The 24,740-nt window shown below is 59.8% G+C and carries 18 protein-coding genes and 2 pseudogenes; 10 read left to right on the top strand and 10 right to left on the bottom strand.

Annotated elements, in window-relative coordinates; translation table 11 throughout:
- Positions 1–277: 277 nt before the first annotated feature.
- From B0G69_RS14020 to B0G69_RS14005, 4 genes are all read right to left on the bottom strand, one after another.
- On the bottom strand, positions 278–3,055 hold the full coding sequence (locus tag B0G69_RS14020; protein ID WP_121317791.1) for a LuxR C-terminal-related transcriptional regulator: 2,778 nt from the start codon (positions 3,053–3,055) through the stop codon (positions 278–280).
- 1,000 nt (positions 3,056–4,055) lie between these two features.
- Entirely contained in the window at positions 4,056–4,499 is a 444-nt protein-coding gene (locus tag B0G69_RS40665; protein ID WP_147440730.1) for a response regulator transcription factor, read from the bottom strand.
- Positions 4,500–4,984: 485 nt separating this feature from the next.
- Positions 4,985–5,125 (bottom strand): hypothetical protein, encoded by a 141-nt coding sequence (locus B0G69_RS14010; protein WP_241991368.1) that lies wholly within the window; start codon positions 5,123–5,125, stop codon positions 4,985–4,987.
- Between the two features lie 360 nt (positions 5,126–5,485).
- Positions 5,486–5,812 carry a hypothetical protein gene (locus B0G69_RS14005; protein ID WP_121317787.1) on the bottom strand — a complete coding sequence of 109 codons (327 nt, stop codon included), beginning with the start codon at positions 5,810–5,812 and terminating at the stop codon, positions 5,486–5,488.
- A 401-nt stretch (positions 5,813–6,213) separates the two neighbouring features.
- Here B0G69_RS14005 and B0G69_RS14000 point away from each other — a divergent pair, with 401 nt between their 5' ends.
- From B0G69_RS14000 to B0G69_RS13985, 4 genes and pseudogenes are all read left to right on the top strand, one after another.
- Positions 6,214–7,074, top strand: coding sequence for an EAL domain-containing protein (locus B0G69_RS14000; RefSeq protein ID WP_121317785.1), 861 nt, complete (start codon positions 6,214–6,216; stop codon positions 7,072–7,074).
- Positions 7,075–7,089: 15 nt separating this feature from the next.
- Positions 7,090–7,475, top strand: a pseudogene (locus B0G69_RS13995) (transposase); the annotation flags it as partial.
- 128 nt (positions 7,476–7,603) lie between these two features.
- On the top strand, positions 7,604–8,623 hold the full coding sequence (locus B0G69_RS13990; protein ID WP_121317783.1) for an IS110 family transposase: 1,020 nt from the start codon (positions 7,604–7,606) through the stop codon (positions 8,621–8,623).
- 272 nt (positions 8,624–8,895) lie between these two features.
- A pseudogene (locus B0G69_RS13985) lies at positions 8,896–9,744 on the top strand (IS3 family transposase); the annotation flags it as partial.
- A 505-nt stretch (positions 9,745–10,249) separates the two neighbouring features.
- Here B0G69_RS13985 and B0G69_RS13980 read toward each other — a convergent pair.
- The 3 genes from B0G69_RS13980 to B0G69_RS13970 are packed head-to-tail and all read right to left on the bottom strand — an operon-like array spanning position 10,250 to position 12,668.
- Positions 10,250–10,819, bottom strand: a complete 570-nt coding sequence (locus B0G69_RS13980) for an alpha/beta hydrolase (protein WP_121317779.1) — start codon at positions 10,817–10,819, stop codon at positions 10,250–10,252.
- 9 nt (positions 10,820–10,828) lie between these two features.
- Positions 10,829–11,677 (bottom strand): TauD/TfdA family dioxygenase, encoded by an 849-nt coding sequence (locus tag B0G69_RS13975; protein WP_121317777.1) that lies wholly within the window; start codon positions 11,675–11,677, stop codon positions 10,829–10,831.
- Between the two features lie 10 nt (positions 11,678–11,687).
- Positions 11,688–12,668: a quinone oxidoreductase gene (locus B0G69_RS13970; protein ID WP_121317775.1), complete on the bottom strand. Its 981-nt coding sequence runs from the start codon at positions 12,666–12,668 to the stop codon at positions 11,688–11,690.
- Positions 12,669–12,777: 109 nt separating this feature from the next.
- Between B0G69_RS13970 and B0G69_RS13965 the strand changes: the two genes are divergently transcribed.
- The 6 genes from B0G69_RS13965 to B0G69_RS13940 all read left to right on the top strand — a co-directional run bounded on the left by B0G69_RS13965 (position 12,778) and on the right by B0G69_RS13940 (position 21,019).
- A complete protein-coding gene (locus B0G69_RS13965; protein ID WP_147440729.1) occupies positions 12,778–12,966 on the top strand; it encodes a hypothetical protein in 189 nt (62 codons plus the stop codon).
- 951 nt (positions 12,967–13,917) lie between these two features.
- Entirely contained in the window at positions 13,918–14,415 is a 498-nt protein-coding gene (locus tag B0G69_RS13960) for a MaoC family dehydratase (RefSeq protein ID WP_121317771.1), read from the top strand.
- A gap of 2 nt (positions 14,416–14,417) precedes the next feature.
- The gene (gene phaC, locus B0G69_RS13955; protein ID WP_241991327.1) at positions 14,418–16,154 is read left to right on the top strand and encodes a class I poly(R)-hydroxyalkanoic acid synthase; all 1,737 of its coding nucleotides are present in this window, start codon (positions 14,418–14,420) and stop codon (positions 16,152–16,154) included.
- Positions 16,155–16,287: 133 nt separating this feature from the next.
- Positions 16,288–17,349, top strand: coding sequence for an AraC family transcriptional regulator (locus tag B0G69_RS13950; protein WP_121317770.1), 1,062 nt, complete (start codon positions 16,288–16,290; stop codon positions 17,347–17,349).
- Between the two features lie 176 nt (positions 17,350–17,525).
- Complete coding sequence (locus tag B0G69_RS13945) at positions 17,526–19,328, top strand: acyl-CoA dehydrogenase (RefSeq protein ID WP_121317768.1); 1,803 nt, start codon at positions 17,526–17,528, stop codon at positions 19,326–19,328.
- A gap of 17 nt (positions 19,329–19,345) precedes the next feature.
- A complete protein-coding gene (locus tag B0G69_RS13940; RefSeq protein WP_121317766.1) occupies positions 19,346–21,019 on the top strand; it encodes an electron transfer flavoprotein-ubiquinone oxidoreductase in 1,674 nt (557 codons plus the stop codon).
- Positions 21,020–21,450: 431 nt separating this feature from the next.
- On the opposite strand, the gene B0G69_RS13935 is transcribed toward B0G69_RS13940, so the two are convergent.
- The 3 genes from B0G69_RS13935 to B0G69_RS13925 all read right to left on the bottom strand — a co-directional run bounded on the left by B0G69_RS13935 (position 21,451) and on the right by B0G69_RS13925 (position 24,689).
- Entirely contained in the window at positions 21,451–21,819 is a 369-nt protein-coding gene (locus B0G69_RS13935; RefSeq protein WP_121317764.1) for a BON domain-containing protein, read from the bottom strand.
- A gap of 27 nt (positions 21,820–21,846) precedes the next feature.
- Complete coding sequence (locus B0G69_RS13930; protein ID WP_121317762.1) at positions 21,847–22,998, bottom strand: porin; 1,152 nt, start codon at positions 22,996–22,998, stop codon at positions 21,847–21,849.
- Positions 22,999–23,066: 68 nt separating this feature from the next.
- Positions 23,067–24,689, bottom strand: coding sequence for a 3-(methylthio)propionyl-CoA ligase (locus B0G69_RS13925; protein ID WP_121317760.1), 1,623 nt, complete (start codon positions 24,687–24,689; stop codon positions 23,067–23,069).
- Positions 24,690–24,740 lie beyond the last annotated feature (51 nt).

Below are 24,740 nucleotides of genomic sequence, written 5' to 3'. Positions count from 1 at the left end.
ACCAGGCTCGACCTCAGCGGGCTCATGCACTTCGATTCAAGCTGTATTCGTCGATCAGCTTCCACGCCGACGTGCAGGGTGTGAACGGCACACTGACAGCAGATCTGCACACCGACAGTCAGGAACGCTCATTGGGCTTGAACGGTCGCGACGGTTCAATTGCTCTGAACGTCAACGTGGCCGGCCTGAGTTTCGTTGGCAACGCTCAACAGCACGCTGATGCGTGCCAAGCGTTATCTGCAACAGTTTCAGGCCTAAGTGACGCGTGCCCCACTCGCTATACGGCGGTTCTGTCCCTCTCCAACCCGAGCCCAAGAACACTCTGTACGGCTTCGATCCGGGAATTCACATTAAGCTTTTCGAAGATGTTCTTCAGATGCCATTTGACCGTCTCAGGCGCCAGTTGCAACGATCGGCCGATTTCCTTATTCGATAGACCACGTGCAACGAAGTTGAGTACTTCGAGTTCTCTCGCACTCAGCGTATTCGCCGGAGAGGTCACGGCGTTGACCGGCATAGGCGAAGCAGTTCGATTGTGGACTTCGTCGAAAGCTCCCAGCAATCTGTCGACATAGAGCGTTTCCTCAGTGGAGACGTCGCCCGAGACCTGGCGAAACCGCGACAGCAACGCGCGCATGGGTCGCCCTTCATCAACGAAGCTATTGATCATGCCATTGGTCATTCCGATGCGCAGCGCGCGGCCGAGCGCAATCAACGCCTTGTCGAAGGCTTGGGATTTTTCGAGTGCAATGGCAAGCAGCACGCAAACGAGCGCCTCTTGATAATGCAAGCCCACCGCGGCCACGGTATCAAGCGAACGCTCGAGAAAAACGACCGCCTTATCTGCGGCGTTCTCGGCCATCAGAACCCGCGCCTGCAGAATGCAGTAGCTTGTCCAGGCCTCCAACGCGGAACCCTGCCGCCCTTCGCACATCGGCGGCACGCTCGCGCTGAGTTCATCGGCGATCTGTCTTGCCCGCGTCACATTGCCGTCGGCAAGGAACAATCTTACTGTCTCGGCATCGCACGCCAGCTTCAGCCGTAGCCATCGCCGGGTCAGCGCGACCTGTCGACCGTCTTCGAGAATGGCCAGCGCTGAACCCGTCTCACCGTCACGCCACAACAGGCGTGACGCAGAAAACGTGTGGCGCACCAGCGCACCCACTGGCGACGCATCCAAAGCAATCGTCGTGCGGCCGGAGAGTATCTTCCGGGCGCGAGACAGGTCGTTGCATTCGTAGTAGATCGAAGCCAGGCAACCGGCCACCCCGGTCGCAATCCATGACGAGTAGCCCACAGCGCTTTCGGCACACTCGAGTGTCGCCTCAAAAATTCGCCGTGCTTCAACAAGCTCGCCATGAACAAATGCCGCATGGCCGTACATCGCGTCCCGAAGCATATCCGAGCAGTTCGGTCCCGGCCCCGGCTCGATCCGGTCTTTGGCGAAGGTCCATATGCGACGTATCTGGTCAAACTGTCCCCTGTACGCCAAGCCAAAAAATTGCGCAGTCTGCGCGTAACGCTTTACCCATGGCGCCGCGGGCGCCACGGAAGTCTGCGCGACGCTGCCGAATTCGAGCGCGCGTTCGCTGTCGTCGTTAGCACTGGCGATCAATGCGATGACCGCGTTGATCTCGGCCAATGTAGCTTCCTCAATAGCGCCGCTGCCATCGCGCTGGCCGCGATTGAATTCGTCGACGACAGCCCGGATTTCCCCTGACGCGGGCGCCGTTTGAAATGAGAACGCGAGCGCCCACGCTTTCGCGAGACGCAAACGCAGGCGTCCCTTGACGATATCCGGTGGAAGTTTCCCGATCCAGCCAAGCGGCGTGTAGGGGTCACCGCGTTCGAGCATCTCCATTGCACAGTTCTCGGTCCACTGTGCTGCCTGCTCGAGTTCGCCCGCGGCCAAAGCATGTCTGACTGCTTCGGGCCAGAGGCGCGCACCTGCAAACCATTGACACGCCCGACGATGCAGCTCAGGAACTTCGTGCGGCGTCTGACGGACGAGACGCCGTCGCAGCGCATCGGACAGGAGTGCGTGATAGCGATACCAGTCTTGCGTTTCATCCAGCGGCCGGATGAATACATTGTGGCGTTCGAGCCAATCAAGTTTGCACCCGCTTCCACTTCCTCCGCCCATGATGGCATCGCATACCGCTGGGGTCAGCCGCTCGAGAATCGAGGTGTACAGCAAAAACTTTAGAATGGGTGGCGGTAAATGCGCAAGCACCGTGTCGTCGAGGTAGCGATCGATTCCGGACCTCGCCCCGGCAAGATTATCGGCAAGCTTGGCCGCATCGCCCACCTGACTCAGTGCGAGCGAAGCCAATTGCAATCCCGCCACCCACCCCTCCGTCGCGTCGTTCAACAGCTCGACGCTGGCCCGGTCGAGCGGCACGGCGCTTGTCCGGTTGAAAAACGCTTGCGCATCGTCGATCGAGAAGCGGAGATCGTCCACGTTAATGCGCATCAGTTTTTCCGGCGCTTTGAGCTGGCCGAGCATCAGCGCAGGTTCACCGCGCGCTCCGAGCAAAATATCCATATTCTCGGGCGCGTAGCGCAGCAGACGAGACACGATCGCCAGAACGGGCTTTGCAGTCAGACGGTCGACGTCATCCAGCACGAGGAACACACTCCGGCCACAAGTTGCGATCCCGTTCAGAAGTACCGATATGACCGTTTTGATCGGGGTCATCGCATCGTGATTCAAAAGTTGTTGCGCTTGCCAGGCGATGTCCTCCCCTACGCGCGAAAATGACGCCACCAGATAGGCACCGAACTGCTGCGGATCATCGTCTTCCCCGTCGAGACTGAGCCATGCAACGCAATGCTTCTGCTTCGAGAGCGCTTCACTCCATCCAGCAAGCAATGTCGTCTTGCCGAAACCCGCGGGTGCAGTCACAACGGTTACGCTGTGCGTGCGTCGCTCATTGAGCCGATCGAGCAACGCAGGCCGATGTACGCAACCCGGGGGAAGGCGCGGCGGAATCATTTTGGTCTGGATCAGCGACACGCTCCATTGACTGCCGGTACTAACTGAAGATGCTTCCATGACTATTCTCTCCACCCCCAACGACCGTCCGTCAAGACCCTACAGCCTACGGGCGCGTTTTTTGTATACGTTAAACATTTGCTGTTGCTCTAGCACTGAACGGTGACCGTACTCAACTTAAGAAAACCCTAATGGACACAACAATTCTCACCGCGCCGGATGCCTTCACTGTGGCAGCCTCGGCGAGAATCGCACCTGATCGCTCACCATCTTAATCTCCTGGGATTGCCGTGAGTGCCGGCCGTTCATTGAACCTGCAAAGAGTCGTTCGTGACGCGTCCTCGCACTGAGTGAGCGCGAATAGATGGAGCGGTCGAATGCGGCGGTAAGGCAAGCTTCCTCCAGGTAACTTTCTACATGTTCGCATGCGCGTCTCCTTCGTGAACCTGCTCAAAGTGTGCCGGGCAGGTTTTTCTGGCTCCCGAAAGCTATTCGGATCGAGCATCACCCGGCGGAAGAAGTCCGTTTCAAAAAGGCTTCAATGCGCCATCTGGCCTGCGTCGGCCAGGTGCCCGAGCATTGAGTGAACGCCTCGCGAACGCCGGTCACCGTCTGCCTTTTGAAAGTTTTCGCCCGGGGATCTGCTACACCTCGTCCGGTCTGCCGAGATCCGATCATTCATCAAGCGCAATCGCGTTACTTCATCCAAACACCCGCTAAGTCAGTTCAGCTAAATGCATTGACTAGCCCATGGCCGTACGCTCTCCCTCGCGATAGGGGACAACTGCACCATTTACGCGTCCAGACCAAGATGCGCGGCCAGCGCCCACGACATCGATCCGCCCACGTGTTCCGGGGAGAAGGAGCAGCGTTGCCACAGATGCCCTGTAGCCTTGCCCTCGTGTGTCCGCCGGAACTTCATCCGAAACGACTTCAGGCCGGCGGCGTTAGCCGGGGACTCTGCATGATGCGATCTTCCGGCGCGGAATGCACCGACGTTCCATGTTCGCGTTCGCGAACGTCGCCTCGCCCAGCCTGTATCCGTAGTTACGGATGCTGCTCAGGGGCACGCCGTTTTCCGGATGCAGGGATAGCTTTCGCCGAAGCCGATAAATAGGGGTATCGAGCGTACGGGAGGTGCCGTCATGTTCGGGACGCCAGGCAAGCTTCCCGGAAGGTCGCGGTAGATCACTCGCCCGACATTTGCGAAAATGTTCGCTGCGACGTCAAACTCTCTCGTCGCCAACTCCATTGTTTTGCCGTGAAGTGAGACGCTGCGCCGTGCCGTATCAACAACGTAAGGCCCAACAGCGATGGCATTTCCGATCTTCTGATTGCGACTCGTGCGACGCAATAATGCGCGAACTCTCGCAGGCAGCGCGAGATAACGTAATGCACTATCTCCGCGGTCGATCTTGCTGATTAGTGTTTGCCCGGATTTCTGCATAGCGCTTTTGACCGCAGCGGCTTGTGCTGGACTATCTTCCACCAGCATACTGTTCATATATCTCACCTCTTCTTTCGAACCGGCAGACCGGCGGAACCAGCCCCCGACAGATGCACCACACGGAGGGATGCGAAATCGGGGCGAACTACGACGATAATCAGCTAAATCACACAGACGCGAAAAGAAACTTAGAGAATTTTTATCCCTTAAAATGACCTAGTTCCGCCTCGACACTCTCGTCAGCATCTTTTTTTAAGATAATTGTTGTCGTACGGGAAGATAACCCCCTTGATAGGGGGATACTGATTGTTCAAGGGTGGCACATTCGCTTGATGAGAGTCCTCGACGCAGGGTTCGTCGCATTTGAAGAGAAGGAGCGAATTGAGTTCGCGAGCGCCCCACCGTTCGACAGATCGCATCGACATGTCAGTGATTGACGTCTGATCTGTGCACTTGGATTCGGGGGGTATGGGGGGGTGATGTCGCACGTTGCCACAGTCGGTAGCGAACAGACGCGAAAGAAACCACGCAGGCACGCTTCGTCAGCGAATGGGTCGTGCCATCAGTTCATCGAGTAGCGCAGCGTACGTGGCGACCAGTCGCTCGTTATCCGGCGAATATCGATCGATCAGCGCACGCTGTCGCTGCCGATACCACGATGCCTGCGCATCGTGTGTTTCGATTATCTCGGTGACACGTCGCGCCTATATATAAATTTAAAATGCAGACTGACGTGGCCATTCGAGATTCGCCGTCGAGTTCCTTACCGGCCGATCTCTTTTTCCAGCAATTCAAAATATGGACCGGGGATAGTGACCTCACGGAACCCACATTACCAGGCTCTCCTGAAATACCCTAGGTCCGAAGGTTCCTGACACATTTGATTCATACTCTCGTTAAAAGACAGGCGTCCCACTCCCGCCGCCAAGGTCAACTTCCCGGCAACGGCGAAGTCCGGACGCACAAAAAAAGCGGTCGCGCAACGGCGATCCGACCATTGACATTGCAAATGGCCCGCAATCTTTCTCCTTCTTCAATTAACTTTAGCCACTAAAAAGCACGCTGTTAATGGTTGCGCCAACCCAGACGCCACTCAGGATGCCAACGACGCGCCCTTGCAGCATCGCCCGCACATCTTCATCCTGGATAAACACGCTACGCCGCGACCGGAAGACTGTTTTCAGCAACAACGGCCGAGGCAGGACCAAACAGGCCGAGACGACAGCTTCTATCGCCAGTCGCAGGCCGAGCCCCTGCCCGATGGAAGAAGGCAATACCCAATGATCCATCGCGACGGAAGCGAACCACGCGATACATGCACCGAATAAAAGTCCCGCAACAAATCTGTCGACCGAATACCTCGAATCCATGATCCTTTCGACCTTCTGCGACTCGTTCGCGAGTTCACTGCTCTTGCCCTATCCCTCATCGAGTTGATGATAAAGGGCACGGTGAAAGCAAGGCGTCACGAAAAGTGAATTGAGCGGCTTCGGTAAGCGCACCCAACATGGAGATGCGCCATGTTTCAATCATTCACAAATCACCTCATCATGTCCTATACGATTCACATATCGGACTCTCGCTTGGAGAACGGCGTAATTAGTCGATCCAAAATATGGATTACTGATCAAGATGGAAGGTTCTCGACTCTCACGAAACTGGCATCAGGAAGAACACCTTTTCCGGGGTTGACGCCTGCGCATCACTGACCTGCAATGCGCAGGCCAGTCTGATCGATGAGACTTACCGCACACGCGCCTTAGAGATCTTCATGGAACACATTGCCGCGGATGATCGCCAGCCCTGCACAATCGACGAAGCGGAACTCGGACTGGCCCGACGAGAGTTCTTCTTTGTCTATCAGCCCAAGCTACGGATGCAGGAAAGCCGGTTGTCCGGCTTCGAATCGCTGTTGCGATGGCGGCATCCGTCACGCGGTGTTCTTATGCCGGAATCGTTTATCGGCCTCGTGGAGAATTCCCCTCTAACGGGGAGTTTCACGGACTTCGTCGTCGAGGAAGCGGCACAGACGCTGGCCGACTGGACGGTTCGCGGGTACAACACGCTGTCGTTAGCCATCAATCTTCCCGCGAGAGAAATTGGCCGGCCTGGACTGGCGAACAAACTCTCTGCCCTGCTCGCTGCGCGTTCGGTTGCGGCCTCACGATTGCAAATCGAGCTGACCGAAACCACCGATCCGGGCTCGATTGACACACTCGTCTCAGCCGTGGAATCCATCAGGCAATTCGGTGTCAGCGTTGCGATCGACGATTTCGGCTCAGGGTGCTGGTCGCTTACGATACTGTCCCAACTTGGGGTGGACACGCTGAAGTTAGACCGCAAGTTCATGTCCGGCATTCAGGAGAATGCCAGGTCAAAGATCGTCGTCGAGGCGCTCGTTCAGCTCGGACAAAGACTTGGAAAGCAAGTCGTCATCGAAGGCATCGAAACCGAAGCGCAGTTCGCTTGGGCCAGCACAATTGAGCATATAGATTGTCAGGGCTATTACATCTCTGCCCCGATCAAAGACGAACAAATAGACGAGTTCATTGCGAGACATGGTCTTTCATTAGCGGCGCCACGTGGGCCGGCCCCGGCGAAAACCGGACACGAGGTAACGCTTAAACTTTGAGGTAGTTTTACGCCTATGTTTAAGCCCAGCTCTAACGTGGAACCCATTGAAGTTCTGACCCAGCCCGAACAGCGCCGCCGGCGCTCTGTCGATGAGAAGCTCGCGATAGTGCGCGAGACCTTCGAGCCCGGAGCAACCGTTTCCGGAGTTGCCCGTCGTCATCAGGTGAATGCAAACCAGGTGTTCGCCTGGCGCAAGCTCTATCAGGACGGAAGCCTGTCGGCAGTCAGTGCCGGCGAGCAGGTGGTGCCGGCATCCGACCTGGCCGAAGCGATGAAGCAGATTCGTGAACTCCAGCGACTGCTGGGCAAGAAGACGATGGAAGTGGAAATCCTCCGCGAAGCAGTGGAGTACGGCCGGGCAAAAAAATTGATTGCGCGCTCACCATTGCTGCCGGGGGAAATGGTATGAACGTCTCCCACCCGTGATCAGTGTGCTCAAGAAATGTGGACCCTCATGGGCCGACGGCATCAAAGTGCCCAATGTGGAAGATCATAAAGGTCTTCACAGGCAAACCGGAGGGTCCGTCATGAAGATTACGCCAGTCGGAGTTGACATCGCAAAGGCGGTGTTTCAGGTTCACTACATTGATACTGAAAGCGGAGAGATCGTGAACAGATCGATCAAGCGGGCCGCATTTCTGGAGCATTTCGCAAATCGCGAGCCTTGCATGATCGGCATGGAAGCCTGCGGGGGTGCGCAGCATTGGGCAAGACAACTCACGAAGCTGGGACATCATGTGAAGCTGATGCCTGCAAAGTTCGTGAAGGCGTTCAACGTCCGCAATAAGAACGACGCCGCTGACGCGCAGGCAATCTGGCTGGCCGTGCAGCAGCCTGGCAAGCCTGTGGCAGTCAAGACGGAAGCGCAGCAAGCGGTATTGGCGTTGCACCGCATGCGCCAGCAGTTGGTGAAATTCCGCACGATGCAGATCAACAGTCTGCGCGGCCTGCTGACCGAATATGGTGAAGTCATGGGCAAAGGCCGAACCGCGTTGGACAAAGCGATACCGGCGGTACTAGCCAGGGTCGCGGATCGGCTTCCAGCGGTCCTGATCGACACGTTACGCGAACAATGGAATGGTTTGCGGAAGCTCGACGACCAAGTTCGCGAGATAGAGCGGCGGCTTCGGCAATGGATGAAAGAGGACAAGGCAGTCAAGGCAATTGCCGCGATCCCGGGTGTTGGTGTGCTTACCGCAACAGCTGCAGTCGCAACGATGGGTGATGTAACCGCTTTCCGCTCCGGGCGAGAGTTTGCAGCGTGGATAGGTCTGGTTCCGAAGCAAACCGGATCTGGCGGGAAGGTGACATTACAGGGCATCAGCAAAAGGGGCGATACGTATCTGCGCACGTTGCTGATTCACGGCGCGCGCAGTGTGCTGGCACATGCGAAGGAGCCTAGTCCTTGGGTCGAGCAAATCAGAACACGCCGTCCGCCGAATGTAGTGACCGTGGCGCTCGCCAACAAGACTGCACGCATGATCTGGGCGATTCTTGCTCACGACCGACCGTATCAAAGGGAATATACAAGCCCGAAGCCGGCTTGAACATTACACGAGACATTAAATCTTCTACAGGATGATTCGTCGAAAGGTTGCGCAGGCAATCGAGCATGATGACAAAACAGGTCGGACCGGGACTCGTTAAACCTGAATCGGTCAGAGAGCTTCGAGCTCTTGGGGGAAATGAGGTGCGAGTCAGCGGATATCATCGGGGCCAGCGGTGGAACTGCACCGCAACAAGGCCGGATATAAAGGTGCAACCCATCCTGTCAGTCAACGCGCACGAATTCCTGCACAAACGGGAGACGTTCATATAACGACCGATGAAGACGGTCTGTGAAGTCCTGGGTGTGTCGCGCTCTCATCTTGCGGTGAAATCAAAGCGCGACGCTGAATGGGTCGACAAGCGCAAGACGCCCGCCCGTGACGACATACCGCTCGTTGCGGAGCTCCAGGGGCTGGTTGCTGATTTGCCTACTTACGGCTACCGACGCGCCTGGGCCCTCCTATGCCGAAACCGGGACGCACAGGGGCAGCCCCGGGTTAATGCAAAACGGGTTTATCGGGTCATGCATACTCACGGCCTGCTGCTCGAGCGCCGCCCTCGACATCCCGAATCCAGGCGCCGGCACGATGGCAGGGTCGCGGTGGACCGGAGCAATGCGCGCTGGTGCTCGGACGGCTTCGAATTCCGTTGTGATGACGGCTCGCCGCTGCGCGTCATCTTTGCACTGGACTGCTGCGACCGTGAGGCCATGAGCTGGGCTGCGACCACTGGAGGCTATACCGGAGACATGGTGCGTGATGTCATGCTTCAGGCTGTAGAAAACCGTTTCGATGGTGCGTTGAAGGCCGACAACGAAATCGAATGGCTCAGCGACAACGGTTCCTGCTACATTGCCGAGGAGACGCTGACGTTCTCGAAAAAGGTGGGCCTGAAACCCATCACGACGCCGGTCAGAAGTCCGCAGAGCAACGGGATGGCCGAGAGCTTCGTCAAAACGATGAAGAGAGACTACGTCTCGTGGATGCCCAAGCCGGACGCGAGAACGGCGTTGCACAACCTGGCCATCGCGTTTGACCACTACAACGAATCCCATCCGCACAGCGCCCTGAAATACTGCTCACCACGCGAGTTTCGCCAGCGAGCAAATTCACCAACCTAAGCGTGACCGCATGTCCGGTCATGCAGGGGCAAGTCCACCACGCGAAAATCCGCGCGACAGGATTGCCCGAAGAGGGAAAGCCGGCTTAAAAGACCAAGGATAGGATTACCTCGAATATCGTTGGTCGTGCGACGGCAGAATCACTATTCGCCACAAGAAATCGCAACGCTTCAGGTGTTGAGGTCAAAGGACTATCAGCCGCCAGTTTCGCCATAGTCGAGCAGGACGCGCACCCCCAAAAAAATAGCCTCACCGCGACTAGCGCACCAATCCGACGCTCAGGAAGTCCCACTCCAAAAAACTATCGAGCAATGAATTCGAATTCCGCCGCGACGATGCCGCCTCGCTGCGAGTCAGCTTTGCACTGGACTGCTGCGAACGGAAGGCCGCGTCGAGATTGCGCCAGCCATTCAGACACACTGGGCAGAGAAGATCAAAGCGGACACCGACCGAGACCAACGTATCGACGTCAGGTGCCTCGCCCTGCTCCCCCGTCCCATCGAGATCAGAGAAGCTCGCGGATGAGGCTATCCGCCTGCGGCCACTCGCCATAACCGGCCGCGGGGTTCAGATGTCCCACTTTGCCAAGGTCGACGAAGCGGCTGCCCCAATCCACGGCCATAGCGGCGACGCGATCGAACGCCGCAAGCGGATCGTCGCGGCTGGCTCCAACAATGCTCGGGAACGGCAGCGGTTTGCGCGGAATCGGCAACCACCCGTGATCTTCGAGCACGTCCAGCGTCGGATAGCCTGCGGGCATCGGCGCTTCCAGGTCCGCCGGCGTAGCCAGCAGCGCGCCCTGGATCGGGCGGCTGTGGATCTGCGCCCAGTGCACCGCAATCATCACGCCGGCGCTGTGAGCGACCAGTACGATCGGACCATCGATCTTCGCGATGGCCTCGTCCAGTGCCGCGACGCGCGCCGCGCAACTGAGCTTGTCGTATTCGAGCGGCGGCACTGAAGCCGCTTTGGGAAGGCGGGTCTGCAGCAGTGTTTGCCAGTGTTCGGCCACATGGTCACGCAGGCCGGGCACGATCAGTATCGTAGGTGCCGTATCGGGAGTCACGACGTCGATTCCTTCGGGTTAATACGGCCGGTCGCCAGCAATCCCGGCTCGCTCCATCTTGCGATGGCACGGCGCATAGTCCATCACCGCATAGTGCTGCGTGCTGCGGTTGTCCCAGATCGCAATGCTGTTCGGCTTCCAGCGCCAGCGCACCTGGTACTCGGGGATGTAGGCCTGGCTGATGAGATAGCGCAGCAGATCGCCCGCCCCCGGATTGGCGTCCTGCCCGAAGCGCACGCGTGCCGGCGTGTGGTAGTTCGTGATGTGCGTCGTGAACGCATTGACGAACAGCACTTTCTCACGCGTCTCAGGGTGCGTGCGTACAACCGGATGTTCCGCATCGGGGAATTGCGCCTTCAAGGCGTGCCGCTTGTCGATCGGCATCACAGCACCAAAGCTCGCCTCGATGCTGTGGCGTGCGCGCAGATCGGCGATCTGTTCCTTGACGTGCGTGGGGAGGTTCTCATAGGCGAGCACCATGTTCGCCCACATCGTATCGCCACCAACGGGCGGACATTCCACGCATCGCAGCACGGCACCGAACTGAGGAGCCTCGCGCCAGGTGGCGTCGGAATGCCAGGCGTTTTCGTAGCGGTCGTTAGGCTGGTCGGGCGACTTGTAAATTCGCACGAGGCCCGGATGCTCGGGATCACTGCCCGCCACCGGGTGATCTTCCAGCTCGCCGAAGCGGCGCGCGAACGCGACATGCTCAGCACGGCTGATATCCTGATCGCGGAGGAACAGGACGCGATGCTTGAGCAGGTTCGCGCGAATCTCGGCGAAGAGGCCATCGTCGCGGATCGCGTCGGCAAGCCTGACGCCCACCAGTTCGGCGCCAATGGCATTGTTGAGTTGTTCGACAATCATGTCGCTCTCCTTAAATCACGAACACGGATGAGCCCGTTGTCTTGCGCGATTCGACATCGCGGTGCGCCTGCGCAGCATCCTCGAGCGCATAGCGCTGATTGATCTCGATGCTGATGCGGCCAGCCGCGACGTGGCCGAAGATTTCCGCGGCCAGGTCCGCTTTTTCAGCCGGGTCGGCGATATAGTCGGCAAGCGCGGGACGGGTCAGATACGGCGATCCTTTCATGGCCAGGATCTGCGGATTGAATGCCGCAATCGGTCCCGATGCCGTGCCGACGCAAACGATCAGGCCGCGGCGTTTGACCGAATTCAGCGTGGCATCGAATGTATCCTTGCCGACGCTGTCGAAAACCACATTGACGCCGACGCCGTCGGTCAACTCGCGCACGCGCGCGGCGACGTCTTCGTGGCTGTAGTTGATGGTGTGCGCGCAGCCGTGCGCGCGGGCGACTTCCGCCTTCGCTTCGCTCGACACAGTGCCGATCACCGTGAGCCCCAACAGCTTCGCCCATTGCGAGACGATCAGCCCGACGCCGCCCGCGGCAGCGTGAAGCAGAATGGTGTCGCCGGGTTTGAAGTCATAGATGCGCCGCATCAGATACGCCGAGGTCAAGCCGCGCATGGTCATGGCTGCCGCGGTCGCGCAGCTGATGCCTTCGGGGAGCTTGATCAGCGGCGCGGCCGGACAAAGGCGCTCCGTGCTGTAGGCGCCCAGCGTGTTGATAAAACCCGTGTAGGTGACACGATCACCGGCCGCGACGTTCGTCACGCCCTTGCCCACCGCTTCGACTACGCCTGCTGCTTCCACACCCATGCCGGCAGGCAACGGAACCGGATAGAGTCCGGAGCGAAAATAGGTGTCCGCGAAATTCAGGCCAACCGCCTCATGGCGCAGGCGAACCTCACCCGGGCCCGGTTCACCGACTTCAACGTCTTCGTAACGCAAGACTTCAGGGCCACCGGTCTCATGAAAGCGGACTGCTTTCGCCATGATTCGTTCTCCAGTTTGTTTCTCGATTGAATTAAGGGAATGCGGCTGCTGAAGGACCATGGCGCCCATGGCGCAGAGGTCGATTACCGCACGGTCTCCCGGTGTTGCTATGACTACGCTACGCCGCGCCGCTCGCAAAGCAGTTTGGCTAGCCTCCATCTTCAACCGCCTTCGGCAGAAAATCTGCATTGCCACGCTGGTCGAGTTTTGCCAGCGCATCGGGCACATGTCGACGCAACGGCAGAGGGATCAGTTAAACGAAGATACGGCAATCCGCCGCTACGGATTTCGTTTTTGATGACATTCTTTTGTGATTTGACGACACTGCGCGTTAACACCAATCCCTCGCCAATGGGCCGTGGACCGTCGCCGTGACATATCAACATCGGGCAGCCCCGTCATCCGCAACGCTAGGCAAGATCAGTGACGAGGGGATGCGAATCCATCCAGTCGTAGCTCGAACTGCCGCTTGCCCAGGCCCAGTTGGTTCGACCATCGTTTGCCCTGCTTGCTGGCCGATCGACTGTCGCCAGGTTCGCTTCCGTCCTGCCGTCCTTTGCCTGAGGTGCGAGGTATTGCGTCTGCGTTCCGTTTTGTCCATCGTTAGTCATTGCTGAATTTCCTCTTAAAAGAACTGGCTGCAGCACCGCGCTGCCAACCCGGCCAGCTACCTTGCAAGGAGTGGGCCAACCCGACGCGAGAGATCCAGACCATTGATTTAACGAAACAATGCTCTTTGCGCGCTGCGACGCTAGCTGCAAAAGTGAAATTTGAATTTCACTTTTGGCTCGCCAGAGTGATGCGCCGATATCCATCGGATTCCTACCTTTCTCGACAAAGCCGCATCGCAACTGTCGTCGGTGACCCCTTCACGCATCCCAGACGCGACTGGCTGCTCCATACAAGGGTTTATCCCCTTTGCCTCGACGATCGTGGCCGACTTTGTCAATAGATGGGCTGATTTAGGTAGTCGATTTGCGTTGAGTCTGGACTACGATCGGTTCAACAGTTTCCCCCTGCCGGAGTCTTTAGTACTCCCCGCCCGTACCTGCGTCGCCGTAAGCAGCTTTCCGGATTGGCACTCGCCCCTCTCGCCCTGGGAGGGCATCGACGCGAACGCTGTCGCCAGCGCCTCGCATCCGTGAGACGACACGATTGCGATCCGTTGGCCACGCCAGATGCGACACGGCGACAGCGTTTCGGAAACAGACAGGGCAAGTGCATTCATTAACGACTAGTAGAGAAAGAGATGAACGAAATCGGTGGTTACGACATTGAAGACCTGGAAGCCGGCATGAGCGCGACCTATGCGAAAACCATCACAGAGGCGGACATCCAGTCCTTCGCGGCCGCATCGGGCGACAACAACGCCGTTCACATCGACGAGGCATTCGCGCGGACCACCCCGTTCAAAGGGTGCATCGCGCATGGGATGCTGAGCGCAGGTGTGATTTCCGCGGCTCTCGCCGGGCACCTGCCGGGGCCCGGCACCTTGTACCTCGGCCAGAATCTGCGTTTCAAGGCACCGGTTCGGCCTGGTGACACGGTGCATGCAACGGTGTCGGTGAAAGAACTGCAGTTGGAGCAGCGCCGGGTCGTGATGTCGACCGTATGCACTGTCGGAGGAAAAGTGGTGATCGACGGCGAAGCGGTCGTCATGGCCACCTCTCGCTCGCGGCGCCTTGCCGAATGCGCGACCCACGCTGCACCGTCTGCCAGTGTCGTTCAATCAGACGAGGCGGTGTAATCATGTCGTTAAACGCACCTACTGAATATCTACAGGGATTACTCGATTCCGGGCCGCTGTTCTGGCGCGCGATGTCGAGCATGAAAACGGATGGTGACCATCACGATCAGAACGCCACGCACGTCGAACCGGCGCCACCCGCAACACGGCTCGCTCCCACAGCCCTCCTTGATGCGGTCTCGTCGTACTGGCCACGGATGACATCGGTCTGGACCCGCTCACTGGCCAGCACACTGGGCGCGCAAACCGAGCCCGTGATCGCCCCCAAGCGCAGCGACCGCCGCTTTCTCGCCGAAGACTGGCGCAACAATGCGTGGTACAGCCTGCTCAAGCAGGCCTACCTGCTCAACGCGCGGCTTCTTGAGGAAGTGGTCGACGCGGCTGTACTAAGCGAAAAGGACAAACAGAAGCTCGTGTTCTTCTCGCGGCAGTTGATCGACTCGCTCAGCCCGGCCAATTTCGTCGCGACCAATCCCGAGGCGCTCAAGCTCGCGTTCGAATCCAACGGCGACAGCTTGCGCCACGGCTTCACCCAACTGCTCGACGATATGCAGCGCGGCAACATCTCGATCACAGACGAGACCGCTTACGAGGTCGGGCACAATGTGGCGGTGTCGCAAGGCGCAGTCGTGTTCGAGAACGATCTGTTCCAGCTGATTCAGTACGCGCCGCTCACGGACCGGGTCGCCAAACGTCCCGTGGTGATCGTTCCGCCCTGTATCAACAAGTACTACATTCTCGACCTGCAGCCTGAGAATTCCTTCGTGCGCTTTGCCTGCGAACAGGGGATGACGGTGTTCATGGTGTCGTGGCGCAACCCCGATGCCACCATGGCGCAGACGACATGGGACGACTACGTCGAACAGGGTGCGTTGACGGCCATCGATGTGGCGCGCACGATCACCCGCGCCGATCAGGTCAACGCCGTGGGTTGGTGTGTGGGCGGCACCATTCTGTCATCGGCAGCGGCGATCTCGCGCGCTCGCGGCGAGGACAAGCTGGCCAGCCTCACCTTGCTCACCACGATGCTGGATTTCGAAGAGCCTGGCGAGCTGGGCGTATTCATCGACGAAGCCGGCGTCACTCAGCGTGAAGGCGCAATCGGCCGGGGAGGCATCTACTCGGGCAAGGAACTCGGATTCACGTTCCAGACCTTGCGGGCAAACGATCTGATCTGGCCTTACGTGATCGACAACTATCTGAAGGGCAAGTCGCCGATGGCATTCGACCTGCTGTACTGGAACGCCGACAGTACGAATCTGCCCGGCCCCATGTACACCTGGTATTTGCGCAACATGTATCTGGAGAACAACCTGTGCAAGCCGGGACGCTTGACGGTGTGCGGCACGCCAGTCGATCTCGGACACATCGATGCCCCAACCTACGTGCTGGCCACGGAGGAAGACCACATCGTGCCATGGCGATCGGCCTATCGATCCACGCGACTCGTCGGCGGCCCGACCCAGTTCGTTCTCGGCGCGAGCGGCCACATAGCCGGGGTCGTCAATCCTGCATCGAAGAACAAGCGAAGCTTCAAGGCCGGTGGCGATTCGAGCGGCGATCCGCAGGCGTGGCTCACGTCAGCCGAAACACAGCCGGGCAGTTGGTGGACGCACTGGATCGAGTGGCTCAAGCCGCACGCTGGAGAATCGGTGAAGGCGCGCACGAAACTGGGAAGCGCCCTTCATAAGCCGCTCGAAGCGGCGCCGGGACGCTATGCGAAGGTTCGCACGGCATAGCGCTGCATCGGGGCGGGCGCGCGGTCGCGCCCGCCCCGATGTCGGTGAGCTTGCGGATAGCGCCAAACGGCGCCGGACGCTGCCGTACAATGACGAACGTGGTGCACCGACATCAACGAACCTCGTCAACGCCATGCATTCACCCAGCGCCACCGTCCCGATCTCACTCGTCAACGGCTTCCTTGCCGCGGCGGGGGCACGGCCAGGCCTGGTCGGCAAGTATCTGGACGAGGCGGGCATCTCCCCCGCGCTTCTGAGCGAGCCGGGCGCGCGCGTCACGGAGGAACAGTTTTCAACGCTATACCGTGCGCTCGCCATCGAATTCGACGATGAAATGCCTGGCATCTTCGCGCGTCCGATGCGCAGCGGCACGCTGAAGTTTCTCTGTCTGAGCCTGCTCGACGCACCCAATCTGGAAACTGCCATGCATCGGTTCGGGCAGTTCTTTCACATCGTCCTCGACGACTTCAGGTTCGAATCGCGCAGGGACGGCCTGATCGCGTGCGTCGCCCTTCATCCCGATCCGTCATCGAAGGTCAGCATGCTCGGGCAGCAGCTCATGCTAAAGCTCGCGCACGGCGTAGCATCCTGGCTGATCGGTCAGAAGATTCCCCTGCTGCAAGTCGAGTTTGCGTTTTCCTGCCCGCCGCACACGGTGGATCATCTGTATCTGTTCCCCGGCCCGGTCCATTTCGATCGCGAGCAAACGCTGATGCGCTTTAGCGTCGGGTATTTCGACATGCCCATCCGCCAGCGCAAAACGAATCTGCGCAACTTTCTCGCGCGCGCGCCGGAGGACTGGATTTTTGTTTCCTTTAGCGAGCAGCTCACGAGCCACCGCGTCAGACAGTACCTCGCCGCCTGTTTGCCCGATGTGCCGACCATTGAAGAGGCCGCGCGCAGTCTGCACTGCTCGGTGCGCACGCTGTGCCGGCGCCTCGCCGCGGAGGACACTGCATTCCAGACGCTGAAGGACGAACTGCGGCGCGATATCGCGATCCAGCGACTCACGGGTACGCATGACGCCATCGCCGCGATTGCGGGCGATGTCGGCTTTGACGACCCTACTGCGTTTCATCGGGCTTTCCGGCACTGGACCGGCAGCACGCCGGGCGAATACCGCCGCCCCATCCCTGGGCGCCTGCTGGCGCCATCGCACGGCAGCGCCGACACGTTGCCCCGCGCTACGAAGTGAGCGCATAGCGAGCCGCCCGCTTCGCGGGTCGTGGCCGACTTTGTCAATAGATGGGCCGATTTAGGTAATCGATTTACGTGCAAACGGGACTACGATCGGCTCACTGTTACCGCGCCGGCCGATCGAGTCTGCCTCTGCCCGCGCTCCCTCTTCGATTGCACTTCTGGAAATCCATCATGAGCTACACGGCACCCGTCAAAGACATGCTGTTTGTCATCAATGAACTCGCCCATCTCGATCGCGTATCGACGCTTGCAGGCTTCGAGGACGCTACCGCCGACACCGCGCAAGCGGTGCTCGACGAAGCGGCGAAGTTCACCGCAGACGTGATTGCGCCGTTGAATGTCGAAGGCGACAGAAATCCAAGTAGCTTGCGCGACGGCGAAGTGTTCGCCACGCCGGGCTTCAAGGAAGCCTTCCGCCAGTTTGCCGAAGGCGGCTGGCAAGGTGTCATGCATCCCGTCGAGTACGGCGGCCAGGGCTTGCCCAAATTGCTGGCGACGCCTTGCATCGAGATGCTCAACGCCGCCAACCTGTCGCTCGCCCTGTGTCCGCTGTTGACCGACGGCGCGATCGAGGCGCTCCTGACAGCCGGCACCGACGCACAAAAGGAAGCCTTTTTGCCGAAGCTGATCTCCGGCGAATGGACCGGCACGATGAATCTGACCGAACCCCAGGCCGGCTCGGACCTGGCCTTGGTCCGCACGCGCGCCGAGCCGCAGGGCGACGGCACCTATCGCGTGTTCGGCACCAAGATCTTTATCACGTGGGGCGAACACGACATGGCGAAAAACATCGTCCATCTCGTGCTGGCTCGCACACCGGGCGCGCCCGATGGCGTCAAGGGCATCTCGCTTTTTGCCGTACCGAAGTTTCTCGTCAACGAAGACGGCTCGTTGGGCGAGCGCAACGACGTGCATTGCGTGTCGATCGAACACAAGCTCGGCATCAAGGCGAGCCCGACCGCGGTGCTGCAGTTCGGCGATCACGGTGGCGCAATCGGTCAACTGATCGGCGAGGAAAATCGCGGCCTCGAATACATGTTCATCATGATGAATTCGGCCCGCTTCGGTGTGGGCGTGCAGGGTATCGCCGTAGCTGAGCGCGCGTATCAGAAGGCCGTTGCATATGCGAAGGACCGCGTGCAAAGCCGGCCGGTGGATGGCTCCGCGAAGCAGTCCGTCGCGATCATCCAGCACCCGGATGTTCGGCGCACGTTGACGACCATGCGCGCGCTGACCGAGGGCTCGCGCGCCCTCGCCTACGTCGCCGCCGCGCACAGCGATATCGCGCACCGCCACGCGGACCCTGCCGTGCAGGCGGAACACCAGGCCATCTACGAATATCTCGTGCCGATAGTGAAAGGCTGGAGCACGGAAATCTCCATCGAAGTGGCCTGCATGGGCGTGCAGGTTCACGGCGGCATGGGCTTCATCGAAGAGACGGGCGCAGCACAGTACTACCGCGACGCCCGCATCCTGACGATCTACGAAGGCACCACGGCGATTCAGGCGAACGATCTGATCGGGCGCAAAACCTTGCGCGACGGCGCAGCGGTGGCGAAGGCCATCCTCGCCCAGATCGATCGAACGCTGGGAGAATTGCGGGAGTGCGCGTCGTTCTCCTCCCACCCCGCATTCCGGTCACTGCACAAGCGGCTCACGACAGGCCGCGAGGCTCTCGCGAACGTGGTGGAATTCGTGCTCGCCAATGCCAAAAACGATCCGAATGCGGTATTTGCCGGCGGCGTGGCCTACCTGAAGCTGGCCGGCATCGTCCTCGCGGGCTGGCAATTCGCCCGTGCCCTGCTGGTGGCTGCCGGGAAGCACGGTGAGGATCAGTCGTTCTACGACTCGAAGATCGCCACCGCTCACTTCTTTGCCGATCACATCCTGACTCAGGCCGTCGCGCTCGAGGCATCCATTGTCAGCGCGAAGAACAACGAAGGCATGCTGGCGCTGAGTGAAGACCAGTTCTAAAGAAAAGGCATCACATCGTGACAGACACAAGTCTCATTGAGCAGTACGGCCCCCGCGAGTCGATGGAATACGACGTGGTGATCGTCGGCGGCGGCCCGGCTGGCCTGTCCGCGGCGATCCGCCTGAAACAGCTGGCGGCTGAGAAAGGCGTCGAGCTGGGCGTGTGCGTACTGGAAAAGGGCTCGGAGATCGGGGCGCATATCCTGTCGGGCGCGGTGATGGACCCGCGCGCGATCACCGAACTGATGCCGGACTGGAAGGAAAAAGGCGCGCCGCTGACGGTCGACGTGACCGAAGACCGCTTCCTGTTCCTGACGGAAACCGGCTCGAAAAGCGTGCCGACCTGGGCGTTGCCGGACAACTTCAAGAATCACGGCAACTACGTGATCAGCCTCGCGAACGTGACGCGCTGGCTGGGTCAGCAGGCCGAGGCGCTCGGCGTCGAGATTTTTCCGGGCTTTCCGGCGGCCGAAGTGCTGTACAACGACGATGGCTCGGTGAAGGGCGTGGCCACCGGCAACCTCGGCATCGGCAAGGACGGCGAGCCGACCGAAAACTTCCAGCTCGGCATGGAACTGCACGCGAAGTACACGCTGTTCTGCGAAGGCGCGCGCGGCCACCTCGGCCGCCAGCTGAACGAGAAGTTCAAGCTGCGCGACGGCGTCGATCCGCAGGTCTACGGCATCGGCATCAAGGAACTGTGGGAAATCGATCCCGCGAAGCACAAACCCGGTCTGGTCATGCACACGGCCGGCTGGCCGCTGCAGAACGATACGTACGGCGGCTCGTTCCTCTATCACATGGATAACAACCAGGTGGTGGTCGGCTTCGTGGTCGGCCTCGGCTATTCGAATCCGTATCTGTCGCCGTTCGAGGAATTCCAGCGCTACAAGACGCATCCGGCGATCCGCGCGGTGCTCGAAGGCGGCAAGCGCGTGTCGTACGGCGCGCGGGCGATTACCGCCGGTGGCCTGATGTCGCTGCCGAAGCTGGTGTTCCCCGGTGGCGCGCTGGTCGGTGACGACGCGGGCTTCCTGAACGCATCGCGGATCAAGGGCTCGCATGCGGCGATCAAGACCGGCATGCTGGCCGCCGAAGCCGCGTTCGATGCCGTGCAGGCTGGGCGCACCAGCGACGAACTCACGGCCTATCCGGAGAGCTTCAAGACGTCGTGGCTGCATACCGAGCTGTACCGCGCGCGCAACTTCAAGCAGTGGATGAGCAAGGGCCTGTACCTCGGCACGCTGATGGTCGGCATCGAGCAGAAGCTGCTGGGTGGCAACGTGCCGTGGACGCTGCATCACCAGCATTCGGATCACGAGATGCTCAAGCCGGCTTCGCAGTGCACGCCGATCACGTATCCGAAGCCGGACGGCAAGCTGACGTTCGACCGTTTGTCTTCGGTGTTCATCTCGAACACGAATCACGAGGAGAACCAGCCGGCGCATCTGACGCTGAAAGATCCGTCGGTGCCGGTGAACGTGAACTGGCAGACCTATGCCGGGCCGGAGGCGCGCTATTGCCCGGCGGCGGTGTATGAGTTCGTCAAGAACGACGACGGCAGCGAGCGGCTCGTGATCAATGCGCAGAACTGCGTGCATTGCAAAACCTGCGACATCAAGGACCCGACGCAGAATATCGTGTGGGTCACGCCGGAAGGTGGTGGCGGGCCGAATTATCCGAATATGTGAGTGACCAGGCGGGCATCGAAAACGATGCCCGCGTACGCAATCGAAATGAAAAAGTGCCGTGTGTCACGAGAACGACTTCTCGTGACACACGGCACTTTCATTTGGGAAGTTCGGTAGGAACCCGAAAAGATGGACAGCCTCTTGAGCTTGCGGTGTTCGTGGCGCGAGAGCTACACGAACAGGCCAAGGTAGCCGGACATCAAACAAGCCATGTGGTCTTCGGCGATAGTATTGCCACTGAACCTCAACACATGTGCACGGCACATGTAGCCGCCATGTATGGCGGTGTCTCCGAAGCGGCGCCGACACGAACCGTGAACCACCTAGGGTAGCCGGACTCGAAGGTCTTCTGATTCGACGCCGGCCTTTCGCTCCAGCAAAGGCCTGAGCTCGACGCGGCCGCCCGGTGCGCTCGCGTCGACTACAGCAGCTTACATACCGCCAAACGGCTTCTCCACGGTCAACTTGTTGGTGACCGAAGTGACCCCGGGAACACCTCTCGCGATCTCCGCGACCCTGCCCACCTGGGACGCGTTCTCGACCGTGCCACTCAGCGTCACTGCGCCGTCTTTGGCGACCACGCTGATGTTGCCGGCGCTGATGTCCTTCTGCTTCGCGATCGCGTTATAAACCTGCCGACGCAGCGCGCGATTCGCCTTCCGTCCCACGGGCGCGTTCGCCGAACCCGATGCCGCCGTCACAGACGCGCTGACCGGTGCGCTGGTCTGGGCCCATGCGCTCATGCACGTCGCGACGACGACGAGTCCAACAGCCAGCCTGAAAGTCTGAATGCTCTTCATTGAATACTCCGGTTGTGGATAGCGGAATCAGAAGGTATGGCGGATGCCGATCATGGCCGCCGTGGTCGAGACGCCTGGCGCAACCGGAACCCCATAGATGATCGTCTGGTTCATGGTTCCCTTGTTGTCGACGTAGCCGACCTGTGCGTACGCCCGGGTCCGCTGGGACAGGTTGTATTCCGCACCCACCGCGATTTCGCTCGAATGATTGTCCGAATGGTTGCGGTCCTTCAGGTAGTAGAAGCCGGAAGTGATCTTGAAACGCGTAGTGAACTGATAGCCGAGACCGGCCGAAATCATTTCGAAGTCCGCAGTATCGGTGTGCGCCGGGTTCTTCCCCACGCCGTACGAGCCGGATAGCGAGAATCCGGCGATCGTGTACATCGCGCCGACATAGTAGAAGCGGTTATTGGCCTGGCCCGTCGCGGGCACGGCAGGCGCTGCCGGGTAATTCAGCGGATAAGGATTGGTGTCGTGTCCGTTGTAATACACGGCCGCGAGATTCAAACCATAGTTCGAGTACTTGAGCACCGCCGACTCGCGTGTGCCGCCCTGAAAGTGGCCGGCCACACCACCCGGCGCGTATTCGAGCGCGAGCGACGCGCCATAGAATTTCGGCGAGTTGTACACCAGCGCATTGCTGTCGTACAGCGCGCCGATCGGGGCATTCGTGCTGGTGCCGGGCCAACCGGCCGCCTGATTGACGCCGAGCCATGCAGTCAGAATACTGCCGAAGTACTGCGCGCCACGGACATCGGTTTCCGACATCGCGTAGATCATCGGGATGATCTGCCGGCCGGCGTCGAATGTGCCGAACGGACCCGATGCGCCGACAGTTGCAAACTGGTTGAAGATCGCGACCGCACCCGGGGTGTCGGACAGACCGGACTTGCCGGTCGTCGTATTGAACGAGCTCTGCAATTTGAAATTGATTTTGTAGCCGCCGCCGATATCCTCGCTTCCCTTCATGCCCCAGAAGCTGGAATAGATGCCGCCGTCCTTGAGCTGATAGACGTGCCCCAGGTTGCGGGCGGTGGGCTGGAACGTCGCCGCCGAGGTGCTCTGATACAGAAATCCGGTATCAAGCACGCCATAGAGCGTAACCGTCGACTGGGCCTGGGCGGCGCTGACGAACATCAGCAGCGCCGCGGCGCTGCTCAACTTCAACTTCGATTTCATTCTGTCTCCTTTGGTTTTTGGGTTTATGGTTTGAATTCATCCGCGATGCATTCAGGTCAGCGTGCGTCCTACAGGTAGTAGTTTCCGTACTGCTCGCGCAACTGGTGCTTGAGCACCTTGCCGGTCGCGCCGAGCGGAACCGATTCGACGAAAATCACGGCGTCGGGCTTCCACCACTTCGCAATCTTGCCGTCGAGGAAGGCAAGCAATTCGCCTCCGGTGAGCATGCTTCCAGGCTGTCTCACGACCAGCAGCAACGGCCGTTCGTCCCACTTCGCATGACGCGCGGCGATGCAGACCGCCATCGTCACTTGCGGATGCAGGCACGCGACGTTTTCGATGTCGGCCGAGCTGATCCATTCGCCGCCGGACTTGATCACGTCCTTGCTGCGATCCGTGATCTGCATGAAGCCGTCGGCATCGATCTTCGCCACGTCGCCGGTCGGAAACCAGCCGTCACGCAGCGGCGACACGTCGTCACCGCGAAAGTACTGCCGCATCACCCACTGACCACGCACCAGCAGGTCGCCGGCTGCCTTGCCGTCCCACGGCAGTTCGTCGCCCTGCGGGTCGACGATCTTCATGTCGATGCCGAACACGGAGCGGCCCTGCTTAGCCTGAACCGCGTAGCTGTCGTTGACGGACAGCGCGCACTGATGCGCCTTGAAGCTGCATACCGTGCCGACCGGGCTCAATTCCGTCATGCCCCAGGCGTGCAGCACGTCGACGTGGTAGCGCTCCTGGAACTGCACCGTCATAGCCGTCGGACACGGCGCGCCGCCGATGATCGTACGGCGCATCGACGAGAAAGCGCCGTCCCGTTCGGCGACATGGGAGAGCAGTCCCTGCCAGACCGTCGGCACGCCGGCCGACAGCGTGACCTGCTCCGTCTCGATCAGTTCGTAGAGCGACTGGCCGTCGAGCGCCGGCCCCGGAAACACCAGCTTCGCGCCGACCATGCAGGCGATGTAAGGCAGCCCCCACGCATTGACATGGAACATGGGGACCACGGGCAGGATCACGTCGCGCGCGGAACAGTTCAGCGAGTCGGGCAGCGCCGCGGCATACGTGTGCAGCAATGTCGAGCGATGGCTGTAGAGCACGCCCTTCGGGTTGCCGGTGGTGCCGGAGGTGTAGCAGAGCGAAGACGCACTGTTTTCGTCCAGCAGCGGCCAGTCGAACTCGTCGCTCTGAAGATCGATCAGGTCTTCGTAGCACATCAGCATGCCGGACCCGATACACGTCGGCTCCATGTGCTCACGATCGGTCATCGCCACGAAGACCTTCGGGCTTTTGACGCGAGATGCGATGCTCTCGATCAAGGGCAGAAAAGTCAGATCGAAGAACACCACGCGGTCTTCCGCGTGCTCGATGATGTAGGCCAGCTGGTCGACGTGCAGCCGGGGATTGAGCGTATGCAGCACCGCGCCGGACCCCGACACCGCGAAGTACAGTTCCATGTGCCGATAGCCATTCCACGCCAGCGTCCCGACGCGCTGGCCGGGCTCGATGCCGAGCGCCGCGAGGGCATTGGCCATGCGGCGGGCGCGTTGCGCAAGATCCCGATAGCGGTAACGGTGAATGTCTCCTTCGACACGCCGTGAGACGATTTCCTGATCGCCATGATGGCGATCGGCGTGTACGAGCAGCGAAGCCACCAGTAGCGGTTGCTGCATCATCAAACCTTGCATCCTTGTTCTCCTGAATATTCATGTGGCCTCGCGCGGCAGGTCCGTCGGTGC

It is taken from the genome of Paraburkholderia sp. RAU2J (assembly GCF_003634845.1).
Classification (GTDB): Bacteria; Pseudomonadota; Gammaproteobacteria; order Burkholderiales; family Burkholderiaceae; genus Paraburkholderia; species Paraburkholderia fynbosensis.
Note: the sequence above shows the minus strand (reverse complement) of the source record. Positions and strands in the feature narration are given on the sequence as shown.